Below are 21041 nucleotides of genomic sequence, written 5' to 3'. Positions count from 1 at the left end.
ATATGGCAGCAAGATCAGCCCTTGGCGACAGCAGCAACTTCGGCTGCGAAGTCGGTCTCTTCCTTCTCGACGCCTTCGCCGAGGAGCAGGCGAGCCATGCCGGTGATTTCGATCGGCGCGCCGGCTTCCTTCTCGGCTGCCTTGATCGCAGCGCCGACCGTCAAGTCCGGGTTGATGACGAAAGACTGCGAGAGAAGAGCGACTTCCTCGAAGAACTTACGCATGCGGCCTTCCACCATCTTTTCGATGATGGCTTCCGGCTTGCCGGATTCGCGGGACTGCTCGATGAAGACGTTGCGTTCGCGCTCGGCCACAGCAGCATCGACTTCTTCGGCGCGGATCGCCAGCGGGTTGGTAGCCGCGATATGCATGGCAACCTGGCGGCCGATCGAGGTCAGAACGGCCTTGTCGCCGACGGACTTCAGCGCGACGAGAACGCCGAGCTTGCCAATGCCGTCGCCGGCAGCGTTGTGGATGTAGGTTGCCACCACACCGTGCTCGACTTCCAGCTTGGCGGCACGACGGAGCGTCATGTTTTCGCCAATGGTTGCGATCGCTTCCTTGATGGTGTCGGCGACCGGCTTGCCGGATGCGGGATAGGTAGCAGCCGAAATGGCTTCGACCGTGCCGTCGGTGGACAGCGCAACTTCGGCGACGCCGCGTGCGAGGTCCTGGAAGGCATCGTTACGGGCAACGAAGTCGGTTTCGGAATTGAGCTCGATGACGACAGCCTTGTGACCGGCGCCAGCGATAGCGACCAGGCCTTCAGCGGCGGCACGGCCGGACTTCTTGTCGGCCTTGGAGATGCCCTTGGCGCGCAGCCAGTCGATCGCGGCTTCGATATCGCCGTTGGTCTCGGTCAGCGCCTTCTTGCAGTCCATCATGCCTGCGCCAGACTTTTCGCGCAGTTCTTTCACCAGTGCAGCCGTAATCTCGGTCATAAGCTTCCTCTTGTCGGTTTATACGGTGGCCCGTTGAACGCGGTGCGGCACCGGATTGAGGCACGAAATGTACCTGTATGTATGACAGCGTTATGAAGACGCATCATAACAAAACTCTTGGGGCGAAAGCAGCGTGCGCTTCCGCCGGAAACGAGCAAGGCCGCCGAACTTCAGAGAGTCGCGAGCGGCCTTTCCCAATCTTCACAAGCTTCAGCGGAGAATTGCTCCGCCCGCTTTATCAGGCGTCGGCTGCCTCATCGAGCGCCGGCTCGACCGGAACTTCGGTCGAGGCGCCGAGGTCGCGGCCCGATGCGCTCTGCTGCCGGGCAATACCGTCGATGGCAGCGCGGGCGATCAGGTCGCAGTAGAGAGCGATGGCGCGCGAGGCGTCGTCGTTGCCCGGGATCGGATAGTCGATCAGGTCCGGATCGCAGTTCGAGTCGATGATGGCGACGACCGGGATGCCGAGGCGCTTGGCTTCGTCGATCGCGATCTTTTCCTTGTTGGTGTCGATGATGAACATCAGATCCGGCGTGCCGCCCATGTCCTTGATACCGCCGAGGGCCTTGTCGAGCTTTTCGCGCTCGCGCTCGAGGTTCAGGCGCTCCTTCTTGGAGTAGCCGGACTGCTCGGCACTGAGGATTTCGTCGAGCTTGCGCAGGCGCTGGATCGAGTTGGAGATCGTCTTCCAGTTCGTCATCATGCCGCCGAGCCAACGCGAGTTGACGTAGTACTGGGCAGAACGCTTCGCCGAGTCAGCGATCAACTCGGATGCCTGGCGCTTGGTGCCGACGAAGAGAACGCGGCCGCCACGAGCAACGGTGTCGGACACGACCTGCAGGGCGCGCGACAGCATCGGAACGGTCTGGGCCAGGTCGATGATGTGGATGTTATTACGATCGCCGAAAATGTACGGCTTCATCTTCGGGTTCCAGCGATGCGTCTGGTGACCGAAGTGGACGCCTGCTTCGAGCAGCTGGCGCATAGAAAAATCAGGCAATGCCATGCCTTGTTACTCCTTTTCCGGTTGAACCTCCGCAAGGCGAACAGCATCCTCTTTGAAGATGCCACCGGGCGGAAAAGCCGGATTTCTCCCGGACGATCCCATGCCTTACGTGTGGAATGCGCGTGGCCTTACATTTGATTTGCCATAAAAGCAAGGCTTATGCCAAAAAATCTGGATCCGCGTGCGATTATCGAGACGATCGGCTCAGCCTGCCAGTACCGGTCAGGCCTGCGGCGAAGGCCGCCTCAGTGGCAGGCCGGCGCAGCCTTCTTGTCGAGAAGCTCAAGCTTGGCGAGCTTGCCGGTCAGGACGAAATCACCGTAGTCCATCGTCAAGTCGCGCGTGATGCCGTTCTCATAGAGCTTGAACGACATGCGGTAGACCGGCAGCGTGTCCGATTTGGCGTTCTCGTTGAAATAAGAGATCGTCACCGGCCAGAAGGACGACTTGGCGAACTGGCCGGCATTGCCGGCATCGGCCTCATCTGTGACAGGGGTCTCCTGCTTGCCGACAATGGTCGTAGTGACAAGGGATTTGTCGCCGTCGTCGGAGCCGTCGAAAACGCGAGCCTCGAAGAAGCGCTTGCCATCTTTGGCGTTCTGGATGACGTCGAGCATGTGCTCGGTCGGAAAACGGCTTTCCTCGAGCTGCAGTTCACGGCTGGCTGGCTGCGTCAGGTCGACCTTCACGCCTTCCGGCTTATCCTGAGCCGCGCCGTTGACTTCCTTGTCGAGCTGATCGTCGGTGAAAGACTTGGTATCGAAGGTGAACTTGCCGTCCTTCAGGCTTTCGAAGGTCTTGGTCTGCTGGTCGCTGACACGCACGCTGTCGCCGGTGTCGATCTGGGTGACGAAGCGGAAATTCGTGGTGAAGCCTTCACAGTAATTGCCATCGAACTCATAGACCATGCGGCCGTACATGGAGGAGATGCCGGAACGGTCCGAGGCGTCCTTCAGTTCCAGGTCGTAGACGGCGCGGTGAGCGACGAGCCCGGTCGCGATCGCAGCGCTCGTCGCCGGCGCGGCCGCCGAAACATTGGCGGAAACGCTTGCGAGAAGAAGAGCGGCAAGTGACGATCGGAACATTCATTAACTCCTGTTGGACTCGTCCGCGATGTTATAAGAACCGTTTCGGCCAAATAGAGGCAGCCAAGTCGAGGCTCGAAACTGTCACATTAAAGATTCTAGTCTTGATGCATAATTTTTGAAGAATTGACAACAAAAGCGGAGACGAAAATGTCCGATCAAATCGCCACGCGCCTGTCGGAAATGGGGATAACCCTGCCCGAAGCTGCCGCACCTGCCGCCAATTATGTCCCCTATGTCATCAGCGGCAATCTTCTCACTATTTCCGGCCAGTTGCCGCTGGAAGGCGGCAAAGTCGCGATCTCCGGCCACCTCGGCAAGACCGTCGACGTCGCCGCCGGTCAGCGTGCTGCAGAACTTTGCGCCATCAACATCCTCGCTCAGGCAAAAGCAGCGCTTGGGGGCGATCTCGGCCGTATCCGCCGCGTCATCAAGCTCAACGGTTTCGTTGCCTCTGCACCTGATTTCGTCGAGCAGCACCTCGTCATCAACGGCGCATCGAACCTGATCGCCGGCGTGCTCGGCGAAGCCGGCAAACATGCCCGCGCTGCCGTCGGCATGGCTGCTCTGCCGCTCAATGCCGCAGTCGAGATCGATGCTATCATGGAAATCGCATAATGACGAATGCCTCATGGATCAAAGAGCTGCCGGTTGCGCACCGCGGCTATCATGACCTCAACAATGTCGTCTGGGAAAATACGCTGTCGGCCTTCTCGCGTGCCGTCGAAGCAGGCTTTGCCATCGAATGCGACCTGCATTACGCCTCGGATGGTGTGCCGGTCATCTTCCATGATGAAGATCTGGAACGCCTCTGCAACCTCAAGGGCGACGTGCGGGAACGGACCTCCCAAGAACTCGGTCTGATTGCCGTCGGCGGCACGAAGGACAAAATACCGACGCTGAAGCAGCTTCTCGCGCTCGTGCAGGGCAAAGTGCCACTGGTGCTGGAACTCAAGGGCCGCGAAGCCGACGACGAGGGCTTTGCCGAAGCCGTTCTCGAAGTCCTCGAGGGCTATGAAGGCAAGGTTGCGCTGATGAGCTTCGACCATTGGCTGCTGAAGGACCTGAAACAGCTTGATACCCCCTACCCGCTCGGGCTAACGGCCAACGGCAACACGGAGGAAGAATATGCCGAGCACGAGAAGGCGATGGAAATCGGCCTCGATTTCGTCTCCTATTATTATGCGGACCTGCCGAACCCGTTCATCACGGCTCAGCGCGAAAAGGGCGTTCCGGTCATCACCTGGACGGTGCGCGACAGTGAGGCTCGCAAGCAGACTTTCGAGAACGCCGACCAGATGACTTTTGAGGGCTTCGATCCACGCGCGGCGGTTTGACGCTCGCTTTTTCGACAAGATCGTGCGCAGACTGGGAGGGAGCCCACTCCCTCCCCAACGGCTTCGCATTTGCTTCATGACAGACGAATCGTCAGACGAACTTTCCATTCGCATCGAGCGATCATTCACTGCGATTTCCCCAGAGCGCTGGTCCAGGCTTTCGGGAGCATCGAAGGCGTGCGATATCATCGCCTATAACCCCTTCGTTTCGCATGCCTTTCTCTCGTCGCTGGAAGAATCCGGCTCGGCCACGGCACAGACCGGCTGGCTCGGCCATCACATGCTTCTGGAAACGGACAAGGGTGAACTGGTCGGTGCCCTGCCCGGCTATCTCAAGAACCACAGCCAGGGCGAATATGTCTTCGACCACGGCTGGGCCGACGCTTTCGAACGGGCCGGTGGCAGCTATTACCCGAAGCTGCAATGCTCGATCCCTTTCACGCCCGCAACCGGCCCTCGCCTGCTCGTGGCCGAAGGATTTACAAGACTGCCAGTTCAGAATGCCATGGCGGAAAGCCTCAAGGAGGTCGTGCGCCGTCTCGATATTTCCTCGGCCCATATCACCTTCGTGCCAGAGGACGAGATGCCGGTCTTCGAGACCGATGGCTATCTCCATCGCACAGACAAGCAGTTCCATTTCATCAATGAAGGCTATGCCGACCACGATGAGTTCCTGGAAACGCTTGCCTCCCGCAAGCGCAAGGCATTGCGCAAGGAGCGTCGGACGGCGGTTGAAAATGGCATCACCATCGACTGGCTGACCGGAAAAGACCTGACCGAAGACATCTGGGATCAGTTCTTCGCCTTCTACATGGACACCGGCGGCCGCAAATGGGGCCGCCCCTATCTGACGCGCAAATTCTACTCGCTGATCGGCGAGCGCATGGCCGACGATATCCTGCTCGTCATGGCGAAGCGCGACGGCCGCTATGTGGCAGGCGCCATCAATTTCGTCGGCGGCGATACGCTCTACGGGCGGCACTGGGGCTGCATCGAAGATCATCCCTACCTGCATTTCGAGGTCTGCTATCATCAGGCCATCGATTTCGCGCTGGAAAAAGGCCTCAAGAAAGTGGAGGCCGGCGCTCAGGGCGAACATAAGCTTGCGCGCGGCTATCTGCCGGTGACGACACATTCGGCCCACTATATCGCCCATGCGGGACTGCGCCGTGCGGTTGCCGACTATCTCGAGCGCGAGCGGGAGGATGTCGAGTACATGAATGAGATGCTGAGTGAACACACTCCCTTCCGCAAGGGCGAACGGCTGCAGGAGGATTGACGCGCTTGGCTCCGCCGCGCTACGCGATCAAGGAAAGCACGAGGAGATTTCGCCATGACCAGCGCCGCCTATGACGACAACAACATCTTCGCCAAGATCCTGCGCGGCGAGATCCCGTCGCATCGCGTCTACGAGGACGACGAGACGGTCGTCTTCATGGATGTGATGCCGCAAGCGCCGGGCCATGTTCTGGTCCTGCCGAAGGCACCTTCCCGCAATATCTTCGACGCCGATCCGGCTTCGCTCTCTCATACAATCACCGTCGTCCAGAAGGTCGCCAATGCGGTGAAAGAAGCCTTCGATGCCGACGGCGTCTTCATCGCCCAGTTCAACGAGCCGGCCGCAGGCCAGACGGTTTTCCACCTGCATTTCCATGTCATCCCGCGGCATGAGGGCGTGGCGCTGAAGCCGCATTCCGGCAAGATGGAGGACGGTGCGGTGCTCGCAGCCAATGCGGAGAAGATCAAGGCGGAACTTGCGTAACGACGCAAAACCTTGACATATACAGCAAGCAAAAAGGCCGCTTCGCAGCGGCCTTTTCGCGTATTTCACCCGAAGCCTATTTCTTTCGAGGAACTTTCGGAACGGTCGAGCCCTTCTTAGGCGCGTCGCGGACTTCCGGTTCAGGCCGCGGCACGGTCTTGGCCTTCGTCTTCTTGACCGGCTTGGTCTTCAGCTCGCCATCATCCTCGTGAGCCGCTTCCGGATGAACCAGCTCGGCCTCCGGCTTCGGCTTGATCGGCGCCGTTTCCGGAATGGCTTCCAGAATAAGACCTGGCTTGCCGTCTTCCTTGGGACCGACGGTGACGTTGACGACGCCGCCCTTCTTCAGCTTGCCGAATAGGATCTCGTTCGCCAGCGGCTTCTTGATGTTTTCCTGGATCACGCGGGACAGTGGGCGGGCACCCATCTTCTCGTCGTAACCCTTTTCGGACAGCCAGGCGATCGCATCCTCGTGCAGGTCGAACGTGACGTTACGTTCGGAGAGCTGAGCTTCCAGCTGCATGATGAACTTCTGTACGACCTTATGGATAACGGCCGTCGGCAGCGCCGCGAACGGGATGATCGCGTCGAGACGGTTGCGGAATTCCGGCGTGAACAGGCGGGTCAGCGCCTCTTCATCTTCACCGGTGCGCTTGGACGAACCGAAGCCAATGGCGGCCTTGGCCATTTCCGAAGCACCCGCATTGGTCGTCATGATCAGGATGACGTTGCGGAAGTCGATCTTCTTGCCGTTATGGTCGGTCAGCGTGCCGTGGTCCATGACCTGCAGCAGGATATTGTAGATATCCGGATGCGCCTTCTCGATTTCGTCCAGCAGCACCACGCAATGCGGATGCTGGTCAACGCCATCGGTCAACAGGCCGCCCTGGTCGAAGCCGACATAGCCGGGAGGTGCACCGAGCAGACGGGAAACCGTATGGCGCTCCATGTATTCCGACATATCGAAGCGCAGCATCTCGACACCCAGAGAGGCGGCAAGCTGCTTGGCAACTTCCGTCTTGCCGACGCCCGTGGGACCAGAGAAGACATAGGCGCCGATCGGCTTGTTCGGTTCACGCAGGCCGGCCCGGGCCAGCTTGATCGAGGTGGACAGGGCTTCGATCGCCACATCCTGACCATAGACGACCGAGCGCAGTTCCTGCTCGAGATTGGCGAGAACGGCTTCGTCGTCCTTCGACACCGTCTTTGCAGGGATGCGGGCCATCGTCGCAATCGTCGCTTCGATCTCCTTTTCGGTGATCAGCTTGCGGCGCCTGGACGGTGGCAGCAACATCTGGGCCGCACCCGTCTCGTCGATGACATCGATCGCCTTGTCCGGCAGCTTGCGGTCCGAGATGTAGCGAGCCGAGAGCTCGACAGCGGTCTTGATCGCCTCGTTCGAATAGCGCAAGTGGTGGTATTCTTCGAAATAGGGCTTCAGGCCCTTCATGATCTCGATCGCATCATCGATCGACGGCTCATTGACATCGATCTTCTGGAAGCGGCGGACCAGAGCCCGATCCTTTTCGAAGAATTGGCGGTATTCCTTGTAGGTGGTCGAACCGATGCAGCGGATCGCACCCGAAGACAGGGCCGGCTTCAAGAGGTTCGAGGCATCCATGGCCCCACCCGACGTCGCACCTGCACCGATGACGGTGTGGATTTCGTCGATGAAGAGAACGGCACCCGGATATTCTTCCAGTTCCTTGACGACCTGCTTAAGGCGCTCTTCGAAGTCACCGCGATATCGCGTGCCGGCGAGCAGCGTGCCCATATCCAGCGAAAAGATCGTGGCATCGGCCAGAGCTTCCGGAACCTTGCCTTCGACGATGCGCTTGGCAAGACCTTCGGCAATCGCCGTTTTACCGACGCCTGGGTCACCGACATAGAGCGGGTTGTTCTTGGAGCGACGGCACAGGATCTGGATGGTCCGGTTCACCTCGGCGTTACGGCCTATCAACGGGTCGATCTTGCCGCCCTTGGCCTTCTCGTTGAGGTTCACGCAGTAGGCCTTCAGTGCATCCTGCTGCTTCTTCGGCCCGCTTTCTTCCTCGTTACCGCGTGCGGTTGGCTTGGACTCGGACTCGTCCTCAGCGCCGCGCGGTGGACGGCTTTCGGATACGCCGGGACGCTTGCCGATGCCGTGGGAGATGTAGTTGACGGCGTCGTAGCGGGTCATTTCCTGCTCCTGCAGGAAATAGGCAGCATGGCTCTCGCGCTCGGCGAAGATCGCGACGAGCACGTTGGCGCCGGTCACTTCCTCGCGGCCGGAAGACTGGACATGGATCACCGCGCGCTGAATGACTCGCTGGAAGCCTGACGTCGGCTTGGAGTCCTCGTCATAACCGGTGACCAGGTTGGAGAGTTCGTTATCGACATATTCCAGAAGCGTTTTGCGGAGCGCGTCGAGGTCGACATTGCAGGCACCCATGACCGCAGCCGCATCGGCATCGTCGATCAGGGCGAGCAGCAGATGCTCGAGCGTCGCATATTCATGGTGCCGCTCGTTGGCAAAGGTCAGTGCCTGATGGAGCGCCTTCTCAAGACTAGGCGAAAATGTTGGCACGTTCAGTTCCTCACTTCTTTTCCATGACGCATTGCAGCGGATGCTGATGCTGCCGGGCAAAATCCATCACCTGGCTCACCTTGGTCTCCGCTACCTCGTATGTGAATATTCCGCATTCGCCGACGCCGTGGTTATGGACATGCAGCATGATGCGGGTGGCACTTTCCCGATCCTTCTGAAAAAAACGCTCCAGGATATGGATGACGAATTCCATTGGGGTGTAGTCGTCATTCAAAAGCAGTACGCGATAGAGATTAGGCTTCTTGGTCTTCGGCTTGGTGCGCGTGATGACCGAGGTTCGATTTCCGTTGTCCCCGTTCCTTTCGCTGTCGTTTTGCATCCGGATCGGTGTGGCGATCATTGTCATTCATTCCTCAATCAATCCGGCAGGGGAGCATGGGAGGGGTGCTTTCCCGACGAATATCTGAAACCCTAAGGTAGTTCATAATAGAGCGATTTTAAGCCCCTTGTTTCCGACTGCAATCACAATTCCGCAGGACTTGACGCAAAGGCCAAAAAAGTCTGCGTAAAAACCAGGGCAGGCTTCGGGAAACAAAAAAGACCGGCCGCAGGTGCGGTGCCGGTCTTTGATTTTCAATAGGTGGCGCGCAATGCGCCACAAGATTTATGCGGCGGCGGGGGCTACCGGGGTCGCTTTCGAGACCTTGGCGACAGCGGCGGACATCGGTGCTTCGTAGGGCTTGTAAGCATTTTTGGCGAGGTCGGCATACATTTCGCCGAGTTTGGTCGCCTCGGTGACGAAAGCCTCATAGGAAGACTTCGCATAATTGGTCTGCAATTCGAAAGCCGCCTCGAAACTCTTTAAGCCCGACAGCGTCTCGAAATGGGTGACGGCATCCTGGAAGGACTTCTTGGAATATTCGGCCGCCTCGGAGGCGATCGCCTGAAAACCCTTGGCAGTATCGGAATAGCTCTTAAGCATCGAATCCACAGCTTCCTTGCTCTTCCGGTTTGCATCGTCGAAATTGAACATGACCCATCCTCCAATTGGCTGTTGCAAGCAGAGGGTAGCTGCAATGCACAAAGAGTCAAGTAGTCTTGTGCGTTGCAAAACATCCAATGGTTGCATCCACTGCCCGTGCTAAAAGCCGGATTTTTGGGCACGTTCGTCTTTTATTGATTTTGCTAAAATATATCAGGCGACCACAACCACAGGGTTATAAGAAATTTTGGCGACCCAGCGTATTTGGCGATCGGCGTAAACAAAAAAGCCATGCATCGGCTGGCGATGCATGGCTTTCGATCGATGTGACGGCCGATCAGAGATCGACGTCGAGAATCGCCATCGAGAAATTGTAGGAACGGTCGCCATCCTCGTCATCGATGTAGATGACACCCAGAAATTCTTCGCCAATGTAGACTTCCGCGGAGTCGTTCTTGCGCGGGCGCGCCTTCACCACCATCTGCGGATTCAGCGTGCGTTTGAAATAGGCGTCGAGTTTCTTGATTTCTTCAGGCTTCACTCTTCCATCTCCGTAAGCAATCCCGGTTGGCCGCTTCTTGCACAGGTAAAGCCGCGCTGTAAAGGTCGCGAGATCGGGTAGCAAAAACTGCCCCTGCCTGCATTTAGGCAGTTTTCCGCATTTTTCCAATGAAGGCTCAGATATCGGCGCCGATAACCTGATCCATCACGCGTGCAGGCTCGGAGCAACCGGCTTCACCGACGACCTTAGCAGGCACGCCCGCCACCGTGGTCTTTGGCGGCACCGGCTTCAGGACGACGGAACCGGCGGCGACGCGCGAGCAGAAGCCGATCTCGATATTGCCGAGGATCTTGGCGCCGGCGCCGATCATTACGCCCGTACCGATCTTCGGGTGACGATCAGCCCCTTCCTTGCCAGTGCCGCCGAGCGTTACACCATGGAGGATGGAGACATTGTCGCCGATAACAGCCGTTTCGCCGACGACCAGGCCGGTCGCATGGTCGAGGAAGATGCCCTTGCCGATGCGGGCGGCCGGATTAATGTCCGTCTGGAAGACGCTGGAGGAGCGGCTCTGCAGGTACAGCGCGAAGTCGCGCCGGCCGCGGTTCAGCAGCCAATGCGCCAGCCGATGCGTCTGCAGCGCGTGGAAGCCCTTGAAGTACAGAACAGCTTCCATAAAGCGCAGGCAAGCAGGGTCGCGATCATAGACTGCCTGGATATCCACGCGCAGGATCGAACTCCATTCCGGCCAGTCCTCGAGCATTTCCTCAAAGGTCTGGCGTAGCAGGTTTGCCTGCATGTCGGGATGGTCGAGGCGCTCACAGATGCGATGGATGACGCATTCCTCGAGCGAGCGATGGTTGATAACAGTCGAATAGAGGAAGGCTGCCAGCACCGGATCGCTTTCCGCAGCAAGGCGCGCTTCTTCTCGCAGACTGTCCCAGATAGGGTCCATCACCTTCAGCGGATGGGCTGCGTCCAGCGTGCGAATATCCGTCTTAGCGACCATTTCCGGCCTCCTCATTTCCCGTTGGAATGCGATTATATAGAGGAAAACGCCGATAACATAAATGGGTGCCCGCGGCACACCGGTGCAGTGCGTTTTTCTTGGAAATCACGTTATGTCACCTGCCGGCGACATCAACCAGCGGCGACCTTTGCGTAGAATTCCAGCACGGCCTTCTTGAACACCCGGTCACCCACGGCGAGCATGTGGTCGCGGCCGGGGATATCCAGTGCTTCGGCGTCAGGCATCAGCGCCGCAAGCTCCTGGGGAGAACCGGCAATATCGTCTTTCGTTCCAACCCCGATCAAGGTGGGCGCATCGATCTTGCCCATGTCCTCGCGTGCAACCAGATCACGCGAACCCTTGATACAGGCGGCAAGCGCCTCACGATCACTCTTCGTCTGCTCGGCAAAAGCACGGAACATCTGGCCGCGCTGATGGGTGACGTCGGCAAGCGAGGGCGCAAGCAACGCATCGGCGATCGGGTCCCAATCGCCCACCCCATCGGTCATGCCGATACCGAGGCCACCGAGCACCAGCGAGCGGACGCGGTGCGGATGGGCAAGTGCCGCAAAGACGGAGATGCGGGCACCCATGGAGTAGCCCATCAGATTGGCCTCGGAAATACCCAGATGATCAAGCAGCGCGATCGCGTCGCCAGCCATGAACCATGGCCTGTAAGCTTCGGCATCACGCGGCTTGTCGCTGGCGCCATGCCCCCTGTTGTCGATGGCAATGACACGATAGCCGGCATCGCCCAGGGTCTTCAGCCAGCCCGGATGAACCCAGTTGACGCTCGCCGACGAGGCAAAGCCGTGAATCAGCAGCACCGGCGGGCCGGAGTGATCCCCCTCGTCGAAGAAAGCGAGTTTCAGTCCATCATGGGTGAAGCTTGAAAATGCAGGCGTATTCAGGTTCATCGGGCCGTCCTTGTTTGGCGCGACCATAGTCCAGCGGCCTTTGAGCGTGAAGCCAAAAACTCGCATTGGGGCTTTGCTTTGGCACTACACTTTTCTTTCGAAGGCCTATAAGGTCCGCGCAGAATTTCAAAGCATTCGGAGACAGACATGGCCGGCCACAGCATTCCCCACTTCCAGAACGACGGCGGTCACCGCGTTATCGAAGTCGGCGTCAAGGAATTCATGTGCACTGGTGCCTCCGCTCCCTTCGACCATCCGCATATCTTCATCGATATGGGCGACGACAACGAGAAGGTCTGCTCCTACTGCTCGACCCTCTATCGCTACAATGCTTCGTTGAAGTCCAACCAGACCAACCCGCCCGGCTGCGTCTTCCACGTGAAGGCAGCGTAATTTTCCTCTTCATTAGATCGGACACCCCATGCCGGTCGAACATGCCGCCATCATCGGCGCCGGAATTGCGGGCCTGACAGCCGCACTGGCGCTCGCAAGGCGTGGCATCAGCTCCGATATTTTCGAACAGGCGTCCGAGCTTGCAGAGGTAGGTGCCGGCCTGCAGATCTCTCCCAATGCATCGCGCGTGCTTGCCGAACTCGGTGTGCTCGACGGGCTGGCCAACCTCTGGCTCGAGCCGCAATCCATCCGGCTGATCTCGGGCAGTTCGCTGCGCGAGCTCGCTGCCGTTCCTGCCGGGAGTTTCGCCAGGCATCGCTGGGGAGCGCCCTATGGTGTCCTGCATCGCAAGACGCTTCAAAAGGCTCTTCTGGATGCGGTGATCGCCAATCCGCTTTGCACGCTTCATCTCGGAACGCGTTTCGAATCGGATCTCCCGCAGGGCCGACGTTCGGCCGACGTCATCATCGGCGCCGACGGCGTCTGGTCCAAACTGCGGCAGGCAATACCGGGCGCCCCTGCCCCGCAATTCTCCGGAAATATTGCCTTCCGTTTTACCATCGCACAAGCCGAGGCGCCGGGCTTTCTCGACCGCGCCAGCGTCTCGGCCCTGCTCGGCTCCTCGGCGCATATGGTCTGCTATCCGCTGAAGGAGACCGGCGGCTTCAACATGGTGGCGATCACCGCCGGCAATATTGCGCCTCAGGCTTGGCAGGGCGCGCCGACACAGGCCCAGCAGGAGCTTCTGCAGTCGCGCTTCCGTCGCTGGCATCCTGTTATTGCCGGCCTGCTTCGCGGGCGCAGCGACATCACCTTCTGGCCGCTCTTCGAAGCGACGCCGGGCAAGTGGCAGGATGGAAACAAGACCGTGCTGATCGGCGATGCAGCACATGCGATGATGCCTTTTGCGGCGCAGGGCGCGGCAATGGCGATCGAGGATGCCTTCGAGCTTGCGGCCTTTCTCGCCACCCGTCCGGTTTCCGAAGCCATCTCGCTTTTCGAGCGGCATCGCACGCCGCGCATCGCCAAGCTTCGCCAGCGCGGTGCCTTCAACCGCTTCGCCTATCATGCAAGCGGACCGATCCGCCTCGGCCGCGACATCGTGCTGTCGCTGAAACCGCCGCAAAGCCTCGCGGCGGATCTTGACTGGATTTACGGCTACTGCCCCATCGACTGATCATATGGCGTTTGCCGCAGCAAAACCGCGTTCGATATCGGCCTTGAGGTCACCGATATCTTCGAGGCCGATCTGTAGGCGAATGACCGGACCTTCAGCCGGCGCCTTGGCGATCTTGCGATCGGAAAGATTGACCAGCACAGCCAGGCTTTCATAACCGCCCCAGGAATAGCCGAGCCCGAAATAAGTGAGAGCATCGAGGAAGGCATGCGCCTTCGGCTTGACCTTCTGCGGATCGCTGGCCTTCAACACGAAGGAGAAGATGCCGCTGGCACCCTTGAAGTCACGCTTCCAGATATGGTGCGACGGGAAGCTCGGCAGGGCTGGATGCAGGACGCGAGCAACCTCTTCCCGGCTTTCGAGCCATGTGGCGATCGCCAATGCGCTTTCATAGTGGCGCTCCAGCCGGATGCCCATCGTGCGCAGGCCACGCAGGATCTGGTAGGAATCGTCAGGCGCACCGCAAAGGCCAAGCGTGCCATGCGTCTCGATCAGTCTCGGCCAGTGCTCCGCATTGGCGGAAATGGTTCCCATCAGAATGTCGGAATGTCCCGATGGATATTTGGTCGAGGCATGGATGGACACGTCGACGCCGAAATCCAACGGCCGGAAATAAAGAGGTGTGGCCCAGGTATTGTCCATCAGCACGACGGCACCGTGCTTGTGTGCCACCGCTGCGATTGCCGGGATATCCTGCATCTCAAAAGTATTGGAGCCAGGAGCTTCGGTCAGCACGACCGTGGTGTTCGGCTTGAAGAGCGTTTCGATGGCCGCGCCGATCGCCGGATCGAAATAGTCGACCCCGACCCCTATGCGTTTCAGGATCGTGTCACAGAAATGGCGCGTCGGACCGTAGACGGAATCGACGACCAGAACGTGATCGCCCGCCGCGACATAGGCGAGGATCGCGACCGTGACGGCAGCGAGGCCGGACGGCACCAGCACAGTGCCGGCCGAGCCTTCGAGCGCATTGATCGCTTCGGCCAGAGCGTCGGTCGTCGGCGTGCCGCGGGTCCCGTAAGTGTATTTCTTGTTGCGCGTTTCCATGGACTTGGCATCGGGAAAGAGCACCGTAGACGCGCGCACCACCGGCGGGTTAACGAAGCCGTGATAATCGCTGGGATCATAGCCGATATGGGAAAGACGGGTATTGATGCCGGCACCCGGCAGGAGACTGTCTAGATCTTTCATGCGGAAAATGGCCTTCTGGCGAGGGTATGCAAAGGCCGAACTCTTGAACCCCGTCGTCATCAGGGTCAACCCCTGCAACTTGACGTGATAGCCTCGCCCTGCAAAGCCATTGGCCTCTATTTCGCGATTTTAGCGCTATTTTTTCCTCAGGCTAAAGCCCAATTTCTAGCCAAGTGCCTAGAGACGCAGCGCAATCTACCAAAATGCTGAATTTTGCCGCAATTATTGACCGCGAGACTTGACCATAGTGACATTTACGACTGTGATAGACCCACTCGCGCCGGGAGGGTTGCGGGAAACGGGGAGGCACACGGGCAAATTCAATCCGGCCACTCCCCAAAACGATAAAATATAAGACAACGGAAAAAAGGTTGGGAAAAATGAAGTACAAGCTCCTGTCCGCAGCTGTCGGCGCAGCAGTTTTCGCTCTTGGCGCTTCGGCCGCTTCGGCCACAACTCTCGGAGACGTAAAGGCAAAAGGTTTTGTCCAGTGCGGCGTCAACACCGGTCTTGCCGGCTTTGCTGCCCCTGACGCTTCCGGCAACTGGTCGGGCTTCGACGTCGATTTTTGCCGTGCGGTTTCCGCTGCGATCTTCGGCGATCCCAACAAGGTGAAGTTCACCCCTCTCAGCGCCGCCAACCGTTTCCCTGCCCTGCAGTCCGGTGAAGTCGACGTGCTCGCCCGCAATACGACCTGGACGATCAACCGTGATACGGCTCTCGGCCTGAACTTCCGCTTCGTAAACTACTATGACGGCCAGGGCTTCATGGTTCGCAAGAGCCTCAACGTGAAGTCGGCTCTGGAACTCTCCGGCGCATCCGTCTGCGTTCAGTCGGGCACCACGACCGAACTCAACCTCGCCGACTATTTCAAGGCCAACAATCTCCAGTACAATCCAGTGGTCTTCGAGAAGCTCGACGAAGTCAACGCCGCCTATGACTCCGGCCGTTGCGACGTCTACACGACCGACCAGTCCGGCCTCTACTCGCTGCGTCTGACGCTGAAGAATCCCGACGAACACATGATCCTGCCGGAAATCATATCCAAGGAGCCGCTCGGTCCAGCCGTCCGCCAGGGTGACGACCAGTGGCTCGATATCGTCAGCTGGGTCGGCTATGCGATGGTCAATGCCGAAGAATTCGGCATCACGCAGGCCAATGTCGACGAGATGAAGAACTCGCCGAACCCGGATATCAAGCGCTTCCTCGGCGTGGAAGCCGACACCAAGATCGGTACCGACCTCGGCCTGACCAACGACTGGGCCTACAACATCGTCAAGACCGTCGGCAACTACGGTGAAGTCTTCGAAAAGAACATCGGCCAAGGCAGCCAGCTGAAGATCGCACGCGGCCTTAACGCTCTCTGGAACAAGGGCGGCATTCAGTACGCTCCGCCGGTTCGCTAACCGAAAAGCCGGAAAGGCGGGAAACCGCCTTTCCTCATCCTCCTATAAAAAGCTCCGAAAAGGGGCGCATAACGTGGGGAATTGGCCAGGCATGACGCATCAGGTTGCGGATTCATCCTCTTTGACCAGGAGCGGCTGGAGCTTCCAGTCTGCCCTCTATGACCCGACAATTCGGGGCATCTTCTTCCAAGCTCTTACCATTATATTGCTGGTCGCGTTGGTCTGGTCGATTGCTCACAATACAGCAGTCAACCTTGCACGCGCCAACATCGCATCGGGTTTCGGCTTTCTGAACGGCCGCGCTGGTTTCGAAGTCGGCCAGTCGCTGATCCAATATTCGAGTGATTCGACCTACGGCCGTGCACTTCTCGTCGGCCTTCTGAACACGCTGCTGATCGCCGTCACCGGCATCATCACTTCAACAATAATCGGCTTCGTCATCGGCATCGGCCGCCTGTCGCGGAACTGGCTGATTGCCAAGCTCTGCACGGTCTATGTGGAAGTCTTCCGTAACATTCCGCCGTTGCTCGTGATCTTCTTCTGGTATTCTGGCGTTCTGGCCATTCTGCCCAATGCCCGTGATTCTTTGCATCTCCCCCTCGGATCATATCTGAACAATCGCGGCCTCGCCTTCCCCAAGCCGATCTTCGGCGACGGTTTCTGGCTGGTCGGCGTTGCCTTCGCTGTCGCGATCATTGCCACTGTTATCACCGCACGGTGGGCGCATTGCCGTCAGGCAGCGACAGGTCAGCCGTTCCACACGATCTGGGTTTCGATCGGCCTCATCGTAGGGCTGCCGCTCGTTGCCTTCCTGCTCGCAGGCGCACCGCTGTCTTTTGATTTCCCGGTCGCCGGCAAGTTTAATCTGACCGGCGGTTCCGTGGTCGGCCCGGAATTCATGTCGCTTTTCCTGGCGCTTTCCTTCTATACGGCCGCCTTCATAGCCGAGATCGTGCGCTCAGGTATCCGCGGCGTGCCCAAAGGACAGACGGAGGCGGCAGCTGCACTCGGCCTGCATCCTTCGGCAATTACCCGACTGGTCGTCATTCCGCAGGCGTTTCGCATCATCATTCCGCCGCTAAGCAGTCAGTATCTGAACCTCACCAAGAACTCGTCACTGGCAATCGCTATCGGTTTTGCCGATCTCGTCGCCGTCGGCAGCACGACGCTGAATCAGACCGGTCAGTCGGTAGAGGTTATTCTCATCTGGATGGTCATCTATCTCGCCATCAGCATCGTGACCTCGCTGCTGATGAACTGGTTCAATGCCAAGATGGCCCTGGTGGAGAGGTAAGATGAGCAATAGTTTTGTCAGAACCACCATGCTGGCGCAGGAGCCGCCGCCATCTGGGGAGAAGGGCGCTGGCGCCTGGATACGCCGCAACCTGCTTGCAACACCCAAGGATATCGTCCTCACCCTTCTGGCAGTGACCTTCCTCGCCTGGGCCTTGCCGCATGCCATCAACTGGCTGTTCGTACAGGCGGTCTGGACTGGCCCGGACCGCACCTTCTGCGCCACTGCTGTCCAGGGCGGCATCCAGCCGGACGGCTGGAGTGGCGCGTGCTGGGCCTTCGTCAATGCCAAATTCGACCAGTTCATTTTTGGACGTTATCCGCTCGACGAGCGCTGGCGGCCAACATTGGTCGGCATTCTCTTCGTCCTCCTGCTGGTCCCGATGCTCATCCCCTCGGCGCCTCGCAAGGGCCTGAACGCCATCCTGCTCTTCATCGCGCTGCCGATCGTCTCCTTCATTCTGCTTTACGGCGGCTTTGGACTGGAAATCGTCGAGACGCCGCTCTGGGGCGGGCTGCTGGTGACGCTGGTGCTTTCCTTCGTTGGCATCGCCGTCTCCTTCCCGGTCGGTATTATTCTGGCACTCGGAAGACGCTCGCAGATGCCGGTCATCCGCACGGTCTGCATCATCTTCATCGAGGTCGTGCGCGGCGTGCCGCTGATCACGGTTCTCTTCATGGCGAGCGTCATGCTGCCGCTTTTCCTGCCGGCCGGCTGGACGGTGGACAAGCTCTTGCGCGCGATCGTGGGTGTATCGATCTTTGCCTCCGCCTATATGGCCGAGGTCATCCGCGGCGGCCTGCAGGCAATTCCGAAGGGCCAGTTCGAGGGGGCCGATTCACTCGGCCTCGGCTACTGGCAGAAGATGCGGCTGATCATCATGCCGCAGGCGATCAAGCTGGTGATCCCGGGTATCGTCAACACTTTCATCGGCATGTTCAAGGATACCTCGCTGGTGTCAATCATCAGCATGTTCGATCTGCTCGGCATCGTTCGCCTCAACTTCGTCGATCCGAACTGGGCAACCGCGGTAACGCCGCTGACAGGGCTGATATTCGCCGGCTTCGCCTTCTGGCTTTTCTGCTTCGGCATGTCGCGCTATTCAGCATTCATGGAACGTCATCTCGACACCGGCCACAAACGATAAAAAGAGGAACAAGCAATGGCAGCAGAAGCCCTAACTAAGAAATTGACCGTGTCGACGACCGACGTTGCCGTCGAGATCATCAACATGAACAAGTGGTACGGTGACTTCCACGTTCTTCGCGACATCAACCTGAAGGTCATGCGCGGCGAGCGTATCGTCATTGCCGGCCCTTCGGGTTCCGGCAAGTCGACGATGATCCGCTGCATCAACCGTCTGGAAGAGCATCAGAAGGGCAAGATCATCGTTGACGGCACGGAGCTGACCAACGACCTGAAGAAGATCGATGAAGTGCGCCGCGAAGTCGGCATGGTGTTCCAGCACTTCAACCTCTTCCCGCATCTGACGATCCTGGAAAACTGCACGCTGGCGCCGATCTGGGTGCGTAAGATGCCGAAGAAGCAGGCGGAAGACATCGCCATGCACTTCCTGAAGCGCGTCAAGATCCCCGAACAGGCCAACAAATATCCGGGCCAGCTTTCGGGTGGCCAGCAGCAGCGCGTGGCGATTGCCCGCTCACTCTGCATGAACCCGAAGATCATGCTGTTCGATGAGCCGACCTCGGCGCTCGATCCGGAAATGATCAAGGAGGTGCTGGATACGATGGTAGGCCTTGCCGAAGAAGGCATGACCATGCTCTGCGTCACCCACGAAATGGGCTTTGCCCGTCAGGTTGCAAACCGCGTGATCTTCATGGACCAAGGCCAGATCGTCGAGCAGAATTCACCGGCCGAATTCTTCGACAATCCTCAGCACGAACGCACCAAACTCTTCCTCAGCCAGATCCTGCACTGATCGGACACGTATGGAATGAAAAACCCGTCGGCTGACAGCAGGCGGGTTTTGCGCATTTGGCGGGAAGCCGCAGAGCGCGGCAGTAGAGTCCCTTAGGATGAGCGCGATAGGCTTCCCCGGCCGGCGAGGATGGTCTAAACCATCCACTGCATCAGTTGCTTCCATCGTTCGAACGGGACTTCCGCGCCTCGGCATTGCTGGAAGAGGCTGTTTTTCCATCCGGTTGCTGGCCGAAATAAGTCCCGCCAAGATGTCCTCCGGCACTGGTGTTTTCTACCTGCCGTTCCGTTCGCTTGCGGATGTCATCTGCATTGGTCTTGCTCATTCTGATCTCCATTGTCTGAAAATGGACATTTGGACAACCGATGCAGGACGATAGGGTTCCATAAAAGATGGCCGCGGCAGATTGGCACAGCGGATCTCGGAACCAAAATGACGGCGAAGACTTTCCTGCCTTGGTTCTGACAAAGCCGACGCTATATCCTTCTTGCGATATCCACAGGAGACGGAAATGAAAAAGATACTCGCGACCACTATCGCCGCAGCCTCGTTGTTCCAGGCTTTGGCCATGAGCGCGACCGCGGCGGACCTGGTACGGACGGAGCCGCCGGTAGCTCCCGATGCAAGTGGGGGCGTGAAGATCGGCTACCTCGATTGCAATATCGGCGGCGGCGTCGGCTATGTGCTCGGTTCCTCCAAACAGATCGATTGCGTCTTCCAGCCGACGAGCCGTAGCGAATCGCCTGAGCACTACAGCGGTGCTTTGCGCAAGTTCGGCGTGGATCTCGGGTTCACCACGCGTGGTCGCCTGCTTTGGGCCGTCTTCGCGCCGACAGCCGGCTATCACCGCGGCTCGCTGGCTGGCCTCTACCAGGGCGCCACCGCGGAAGCCACACTCGTCGGCGGCCTCGGCACCAACGTTCTCTTCGGCGGCACTTCCGGCTCGATCCATCTGCAGACGATCAGTGTCACCGGCCAGCTCGGCCTCAACGTTGCCGCCACCGGCACGTCCATGACGCTGTCGCCCGAGGGCTAAGGCGGCGAGAACCCAGAAAACAGGGGCCAGCCGCTTCGTTTTTACTACCGATTGCAATGCAGTACTTGGCCGCGAACACAGGTTCGCGGCCAAGCCGCGATATCTGCAAATTCTCGGAAAAACTTATATTCTGGTACGTTTTGTCGAATTCAAAGCCGCTGTGAAATCACGCAATTTCTGCCAACTCCATAGCCACGATTGAGAATGGCCGACGTTTCCTGTGAGATTCGTCGGACTTCTAGACACAACTATTGAGAGTCATTTTGCCCTCACTACGGAAGTGCGCTGAAAGGTAGTTCGAAAGCCTTATGCGGAGCTGCATGGCACTTCGATAGCCAACGACTGCCTCTCGAATTTTAGGGTGTTTCCAGCGGACCCAAAACCTGGTCGTATCGCACGTCGGATTGTCGAAGATGACAGTAAGCTTAGCTTCCTCGTTGATGCGGAGGGATGCTCTATTCCCGATCACCGACCGTGCACCGAGATGGGCGGATCATGTCGACGGACCACCGTTGCGGCTAGCACCTTGCGTGCCTA

22 protein-coding genes are annotated in these 21041 nt (G+C 58.7%); 11 read left to right on the top strand and 11 right to left on the bottom strand.

Annotation, left to right across the window (positions count from 1 at the left end; translation table 11 throughout):
• Nucleotides 1-14: 14 nt before the first annotated feature.
• The 3 genes from tsf to KQ933_RS06670 all read right to left on the bottom strand — a co-directional run bounded on the left by tsf (nucleotide 15) and on the right by KQ933_RS06670 (nucleotide 3032).
• Nucleotides 15-941: a translation elongation factor Ts gene (tsf, locus tag KQ933_RS06680; protein WP_183729535.1), complete on the bottom strand. Its 927-nt coding sequence runs from the start codon at nucleotides 939-941 to the stop codon at nucleotides 15-17.
• A gap of 238 nt (nucleotides 942-1179) precedes the next feature.
• Complete coding sequence (gene rpsB / locus KQ933_RS06675) at nucleotides 1180-1947, bottom strand: 30S ribosomal protein S2 (RefSeq protein WP_183729538.1); 768 nt, start codon at nucleotides 1945-1947, stop codon at nucleotides 1180-1182.
• Between the two features lie 245 nt (nucleotides 1948-2192).
• On the bottom strand, nucleotides 2193-3032 hold the full coding sequence (locus KQ933_RS06670; protein ID WP_216757920.1) for a cell envelope integrity EipB family protein: 840 nt from the start codon (nucleotides 3030-3032) through the stop codon (nucleotides 2193-2195).
• A gap of 150 nt (nucleotides 3033-3182) precedes the next feature.
• On the opposite strand from KQ933_RS06670, the gene KQ933_RS06665 reads away from it, so the two are divergent.
• The 4 genes from KQ933_RS06665 (at nucleotide 3183) to KQ933_RS06650 (ending at nucleotide 6131) form a co-directional block, all read left to right on the top strand.
• On the top strand, nucleotides 3183-3650 hold the full coding sequence (locus KQ933_RS06665) for a RidA family protein (RefSeq protein WP_216757919.1): 468 nt from the start codon (nucleotides 3183-3185) through the stop codon (nucleotides 3648-3650).
• Nucleotides 3650-4369 carry a glycerophosphodiester phosphodiesterase gene (locus tag KQ933_RS06660; protein ID WP_216757918.1) on the top strand — a complete coding sequence of 240 codons (720 nt, stop codon included), beginning with the start codon at nucleotides 3650-3652 and terminating at the stop codon, nucleotides 4367-4369. Before KQ933_RS06665 ends, KQ933_RS06660 begins: the two co-directional genes overlap by 1 nt.
• A gap of 76 nt (nucleotides 4370-4445) precedes the next feature.
• Nucleotides 4446-5648, top strand: a complete 1203-nt coding sequence (locus KQ933_RS06655; RefSeq protein ID WP_216757917.1) for a GNAT family N-acetyltransferase — start codon at nucleotides 4446-4448, stop codon at nucleotides 5646-5648.
• 54 nt (nucleotides 5649-5702) lie between these two features.
• Nucleotides 5703-6131 (top strand): HIT family protein, encoded by a 429-nt coding sequence (locus KQ933_RS06650; protein ID WP_216757916.1) that lies wholly within the window; start codon nucleotides 5703-5705, stop codon nucleotides 6129-6131.
• A gap of 76 nt (nucleotides 6132-6207) precedes the next feature.
• Here KQ933_RS06650 and clpA read toward each other — a convergent pair whose 3' ends face one another.
• From clpA to KQ933_RS06620, 6 genes are all read right to left on the bottom strand, one after another.
• Nucleotides 6208-8697, bottom strand: a complete 2490-nt coding sequence (clpA, locus tag KQ933_RS06645; RefSeq protein ID WP_216757915.1) for an ATP-dependent Clp protease ATP-binding subunit ClpA — start codon at nucleotides 8695-8697, stop codon at nucleotides 6208-6210.
• 10 nt (nucleotides 8698-8707) lie between these two features.
• Nucleotides 8708-9058: an ATP-dependent Clp protease adapter ClpS gene (gene clpS / locus KQ933_RS06640; RefSeq protein ID WP_216758832.1), complete on the bottom strand. Its 351-nt coding sequence runs from the start codon at nucleotides 9056-9058 to the stop codon at nucleotides 8708-8710.
• Between the two features lie 264 nt (nucleotides 9059-9322).
• Nucleotides 9323-9691 carry a phasin family protein gene (locus KQ933_RS06635; RefSeq protein WP_216757914.1) on the bottom strand — a complete coding sequence of 123 codons (369 nt, stop codon included), beginning with the start codon at nucleotides 9689-9691 and terminating at the stop codon, nucleotides 9323-9325.
• A gap of 286 nt (nucleotides 9692-9977) precedes the next feature.
• Nucleotides 9978-10181, bottom strand: a complete 204-nt coding sequence (locus tag KQ933_RS06630) for a DUF3126 family protein (RefSeq protein ID WP_216757913.1) — start codon at nucleotides 10179-10181, stop codon at nucleotides 9978-9980.
• Between the two features lie 136 nt (nucleotides 10182-10317).
• On the bottom strand, nucleotides 10318-11151 hold the full coding sequence (gene cysE, locus KQ933_RS06625) for a serine O-acetyltransferase (protein ID WP_216757912.1): 834 nt from the start codon (nucleotides 11149-11151) through the stop codon (nucleotides 10318-10320).
• A 131-nt stretch (nucleotides 11152-11282) separates the two neighbouring features.
• Nucleotides 11283-12068, bottom strand: coding sequence for an alpha/beta fold hydrolase (locus tag KQ933_RS06620; RefSeq protein ID WP_216757911.1), 786 nt, complete (start codon nucleotides 12066-12068; stop codon nucleotides 11283-11285).
• A 147-nt stretch (nucleotides 12069-12215) separates the two neighbouring features.
• Here KQ933_RS06620 and KQ933_RS06615 point away from each other — a divergent pair, with 147 nt between their 5' ends.
• Nucleotides 12216-12461, top strand: coding sequence for a zinc-finger domain-containing protein (locus KQ933_RS06615; RefSeq protein WP_007827409.1), 246 nt, complete (start codon nucleotides 12216-12218; stop codon nucleotides 12459-12461).
• Between the two features lie 28 nt (nucleotides 12462-12489).
• Nucleotides 12490-13638, top strand: coding sequence for an FAD-dependent monooxygenase (locus tag KQ933_RS06610; RefSeq protein WP_216757910.1), 1149 nt, complete (start codon nucleotides 12490-12492; stop codon nucleotides 13636-13638).
• Here KQ933_RS06610 and KQ933_RS06605 read toward each other — a convergent pair whose 3' ends face one another.
• A complete protein-coding gene (locus KQ933_RS06605; protein ID WP_216757909.1) occupies nucleotides 13639-14829 on the bottom strand; it encodes a cystathionine beta-lyase in 1191 nt (396 codons plus the stop codon). It lies immediately after the preceding gene.
• A gap of 380 nt (nucleotides 14830-15209) precedes the next feature.
• On the opposite strand from KQ933_RS06605, the gene KQ933_RS06600 reads away from it, so the two are divergent.
• From KQ933_RS06600 to KQ933_RS06585, 4 genes are all read left to right on the top strand, one after another.
• Nucleotides 15210-16235: an amino acid ABC transporter substrate-binding protein gene (locus KQ933_RS06600; protein WP_216757908.1), complete on the top strand. Its 1026-nt coding sequence runs from the start codon at nucleotides 15210-15212 to the stop codon at nucleotides 16233-16235.
• A 91-nt stretch (nucleotides 16236-16326) separates the two neighbouring features.
• A complete protein-coding gene (locus KQ933_RS06595; protein WP_216757907.1) occupies nucleotides 16327-17529 on the top strand; it encodes an amino acid ABC transporter permease in 1203 nt (400 codons plus the stop codon).
• A gap of 1 nt (nucleotide 17530) precedes the next feature.
• The gene (locus tag KQ933_RS06590; protein ID WP_216757906.1) at nucleotides 17531-18676 is read left to right on the top strand and encodes an amino acid ABC transporter permease; all 1146 of its coding nucleotides are present in this window, start codon (nucleotides 17531-17533) and stop codon (nucleotides 18674-18676) included.
• Between the two features lie 15 nt (nucleotides 18677-18691).
• Nucleotides 18692-19468 carry an amino acid ABC transporter ATP-binding protein gene (locus KQ933_RS06585; protein ID WP_216757905.1) on the top strand — a complete coding sequence of 259 codons (777 nt, stop codon included), beginning with the start codon at nucleotides 18692-18694 and terminating at the stop codon, nucleotides 19466-19468.
• A gap of 151 nt (nucleotides 19469-19619) precedes the next feature.
• On the opposite strand, the gene KQ933_RS06580 is transcribed toward KQ933_RS06585, so the two are convergent.
• Complete coding sequence (locus KQ933_RS06580; protein WP_216757904.1) at nucleotides 19620-19793, bottom strand: hypothetical protein; 174 nt, start codon at nucleotides 19791-19793, stop codon at nucleotides 19620-19622.
• Between the two features lie 186 nt (nucleotides 19794-19979).
• Between KQ933_RS06580 and KQ933_RS06575 the strand changes: the two genes are divergently transcribed.
• The gene (locus KQ933_RS06575; RefSeq protein ID WP_216757903.1) at nucleotides 19980-20504 is read left to right on the top strand and encodes a DUF992 domain-containing protein; all 525 of its coding nucleotides are present in this window, start codon (nucleotides 19980-19982) and stop codon (nucleotides 20502-20504) included.
• Nucleotides 20505-21041 lie beyond the last annotated feature (537 nt).

This window comes from Rhizobium sp. WYJ-E13 (assembly GCF_018987265.1).
Classification (GTDB): Bacteria; Pseudomonadota; Alphaproteobacteria; order Rhizobiales; family Rhizobiaceae; genus Rhizobium.
The sequence above is the reverse complement of the archived record's forward strand: the minus strand, read 5'-3'. Positions and strand labels throughout refer to the sequence as shown.

What these genes read in the sequence shown, in the direction of transcription:
- KQ933_RS06665 (WP_216757919.1), top strand. Translation starts at nt 3,183, where the DNA reads ATGTCCGATCAAATCGCCACGCGCCTGTCGGAAATGGGGATAACCCTG.
- KQ933_RS06655 (WP_216757917.1), top strand. Translation starts at nt 4,446, where the DNA reads ATGACAGACGAATCGTCAGACGAACTTTCCATTCGCATCGAGCGATCA.
- KQ933_RS06610 (WP_216757910.1), top strand. Translation starts at nt 12,490, where the DNA reads ATGCCGGTCGAACATGCCGCCATCATCGGCGCCGGAATTGCGGGCCTG.
- KQ933_RS06600 (WP_216757908.1), top strand. Translation starts at nt 15,210, where the DNA reads ATGAAGTACAAGCTCCTGTCCGCAGCTGTCGGCGCAGCAGTTTTCGCT.
- KQ933_RS06660 (WP_216757918.1), top strand. Translation starts at nt 3,650, where the DNA reads ATGACGAATGCCTCATGGATCAAAGAGCTGCCGGTTGCGCACCGCGGC.
- KQ933_RS06595 (WP_216757907.1), top strand. Translation starts at nt 16,327, where the DNA reads ATGACGCATCAGGTTGCGGATTCATCCTCTTTGACCAGGAGCGGCTGG.
- KQ933_RS06670 (WP_216757920.1), bottom strand. Translation starts at nt 3,032, where the DNA reads ATGTTCCGATCGTCACTTGCCGCTCTTCTTCTCGCAAGCGTTTCCGCC.
- KQ933_RS06620 (WP_216757911.1), bottom strand. Translation starts at nt 12,068, where the DNA reads ATGAACCTGAATACGCCTGCATTTTCAAGCTTCACCCATGATGGACTG.
- cysE (WP_216757912.1), bottom strand. Translation starts at nt 11,151, where the DNA reads ATGGTCGCTAAGACGGATATTCGCACGCTGGACGCAGCCCATCCGCTG.
- clpS (WP_216758832.1), bottom strand. Translation starts at nt 9,058, where the DNA reads ATGATCGCCACACCGATCCGGATGCAAAACGACAGCGAAAGGAACGGG.
- KQ933_RS06580 (WP_216757904.1), bottom strand. Translation starts at nt 19,793, where the DNA reads ATGAGCAAGACCAATGCAGATGACATCCGCAAGCGAACGGAACGGCAG.
- KQ933_RS06590 (WP_216757906.1), top strand. Translation starts at nt 17,531, where the DNA reads ATGAGCAATAGTTTTGTCAGAACCACCATGCTGGCGCAGGAGCCGCCG.
- KQ933_RS06650 (WP_216757916.1), top strand. Translation starts at nt 5,703, where the DNA reads ATGACCAGCGCCGCCTATGACGACAACAACATCTTCGCCAAGATCCTG.
- KQ933_RS06605 (WP_216757909.1), bottom strand. Translation starts at nt 14,829, where the DNA reads ATGAAAGATCTAGACAGTCTCCTGCCGGGTGCCGGCATCAATACCCGT.
- KQ933_RS06585 (WP_216757905.1), top strand. Translation starts at nt 18,692, where the DNA reads ATGGCAGCAGAAGCCCTAACTAAGAAATTGACCGTGTCGACGACCGAC.
- KQ933_RS06635 (WP_216757914.1), bottom strand. Translation starts at nt 9,691, where the DNA reads ATGTTCAATTTCGACGATGCAAACCGGAAGAGCAAGGAAGCTGTGGAT.
- KQ933_RS06615 (WP_007827409.1), top strand. Translation starts at nt 12,216, where the DNA reads ATGGCCGGCCACAGCATTCCCCACTTCCAGAACGACGGCGGTCACCGC.
- tsf (WP_183729535.1), bottom strand. Translation starts at nt 941, where the DNA reads ATGACCGAGATTACGGCTGCACTGGTGAAAGAACTGCGCGAAAAGTCT.
- KQ933_RS06575 (WP_216757903.1), top strand. Translation starts at nt 19,980, where the DNA reads ATGAAAAAGATACTCGCGACCACTATCGCCGCAGCCTCGTTGTTCCAG.
- rpsB (WP_183729538.1), bottom strand. Translation starts at nt 1,947, where the DNA reads ATGGCATTGCCTGATTTTTCTATGCGCCAGCTGCTCGAAGCAGGCGTC.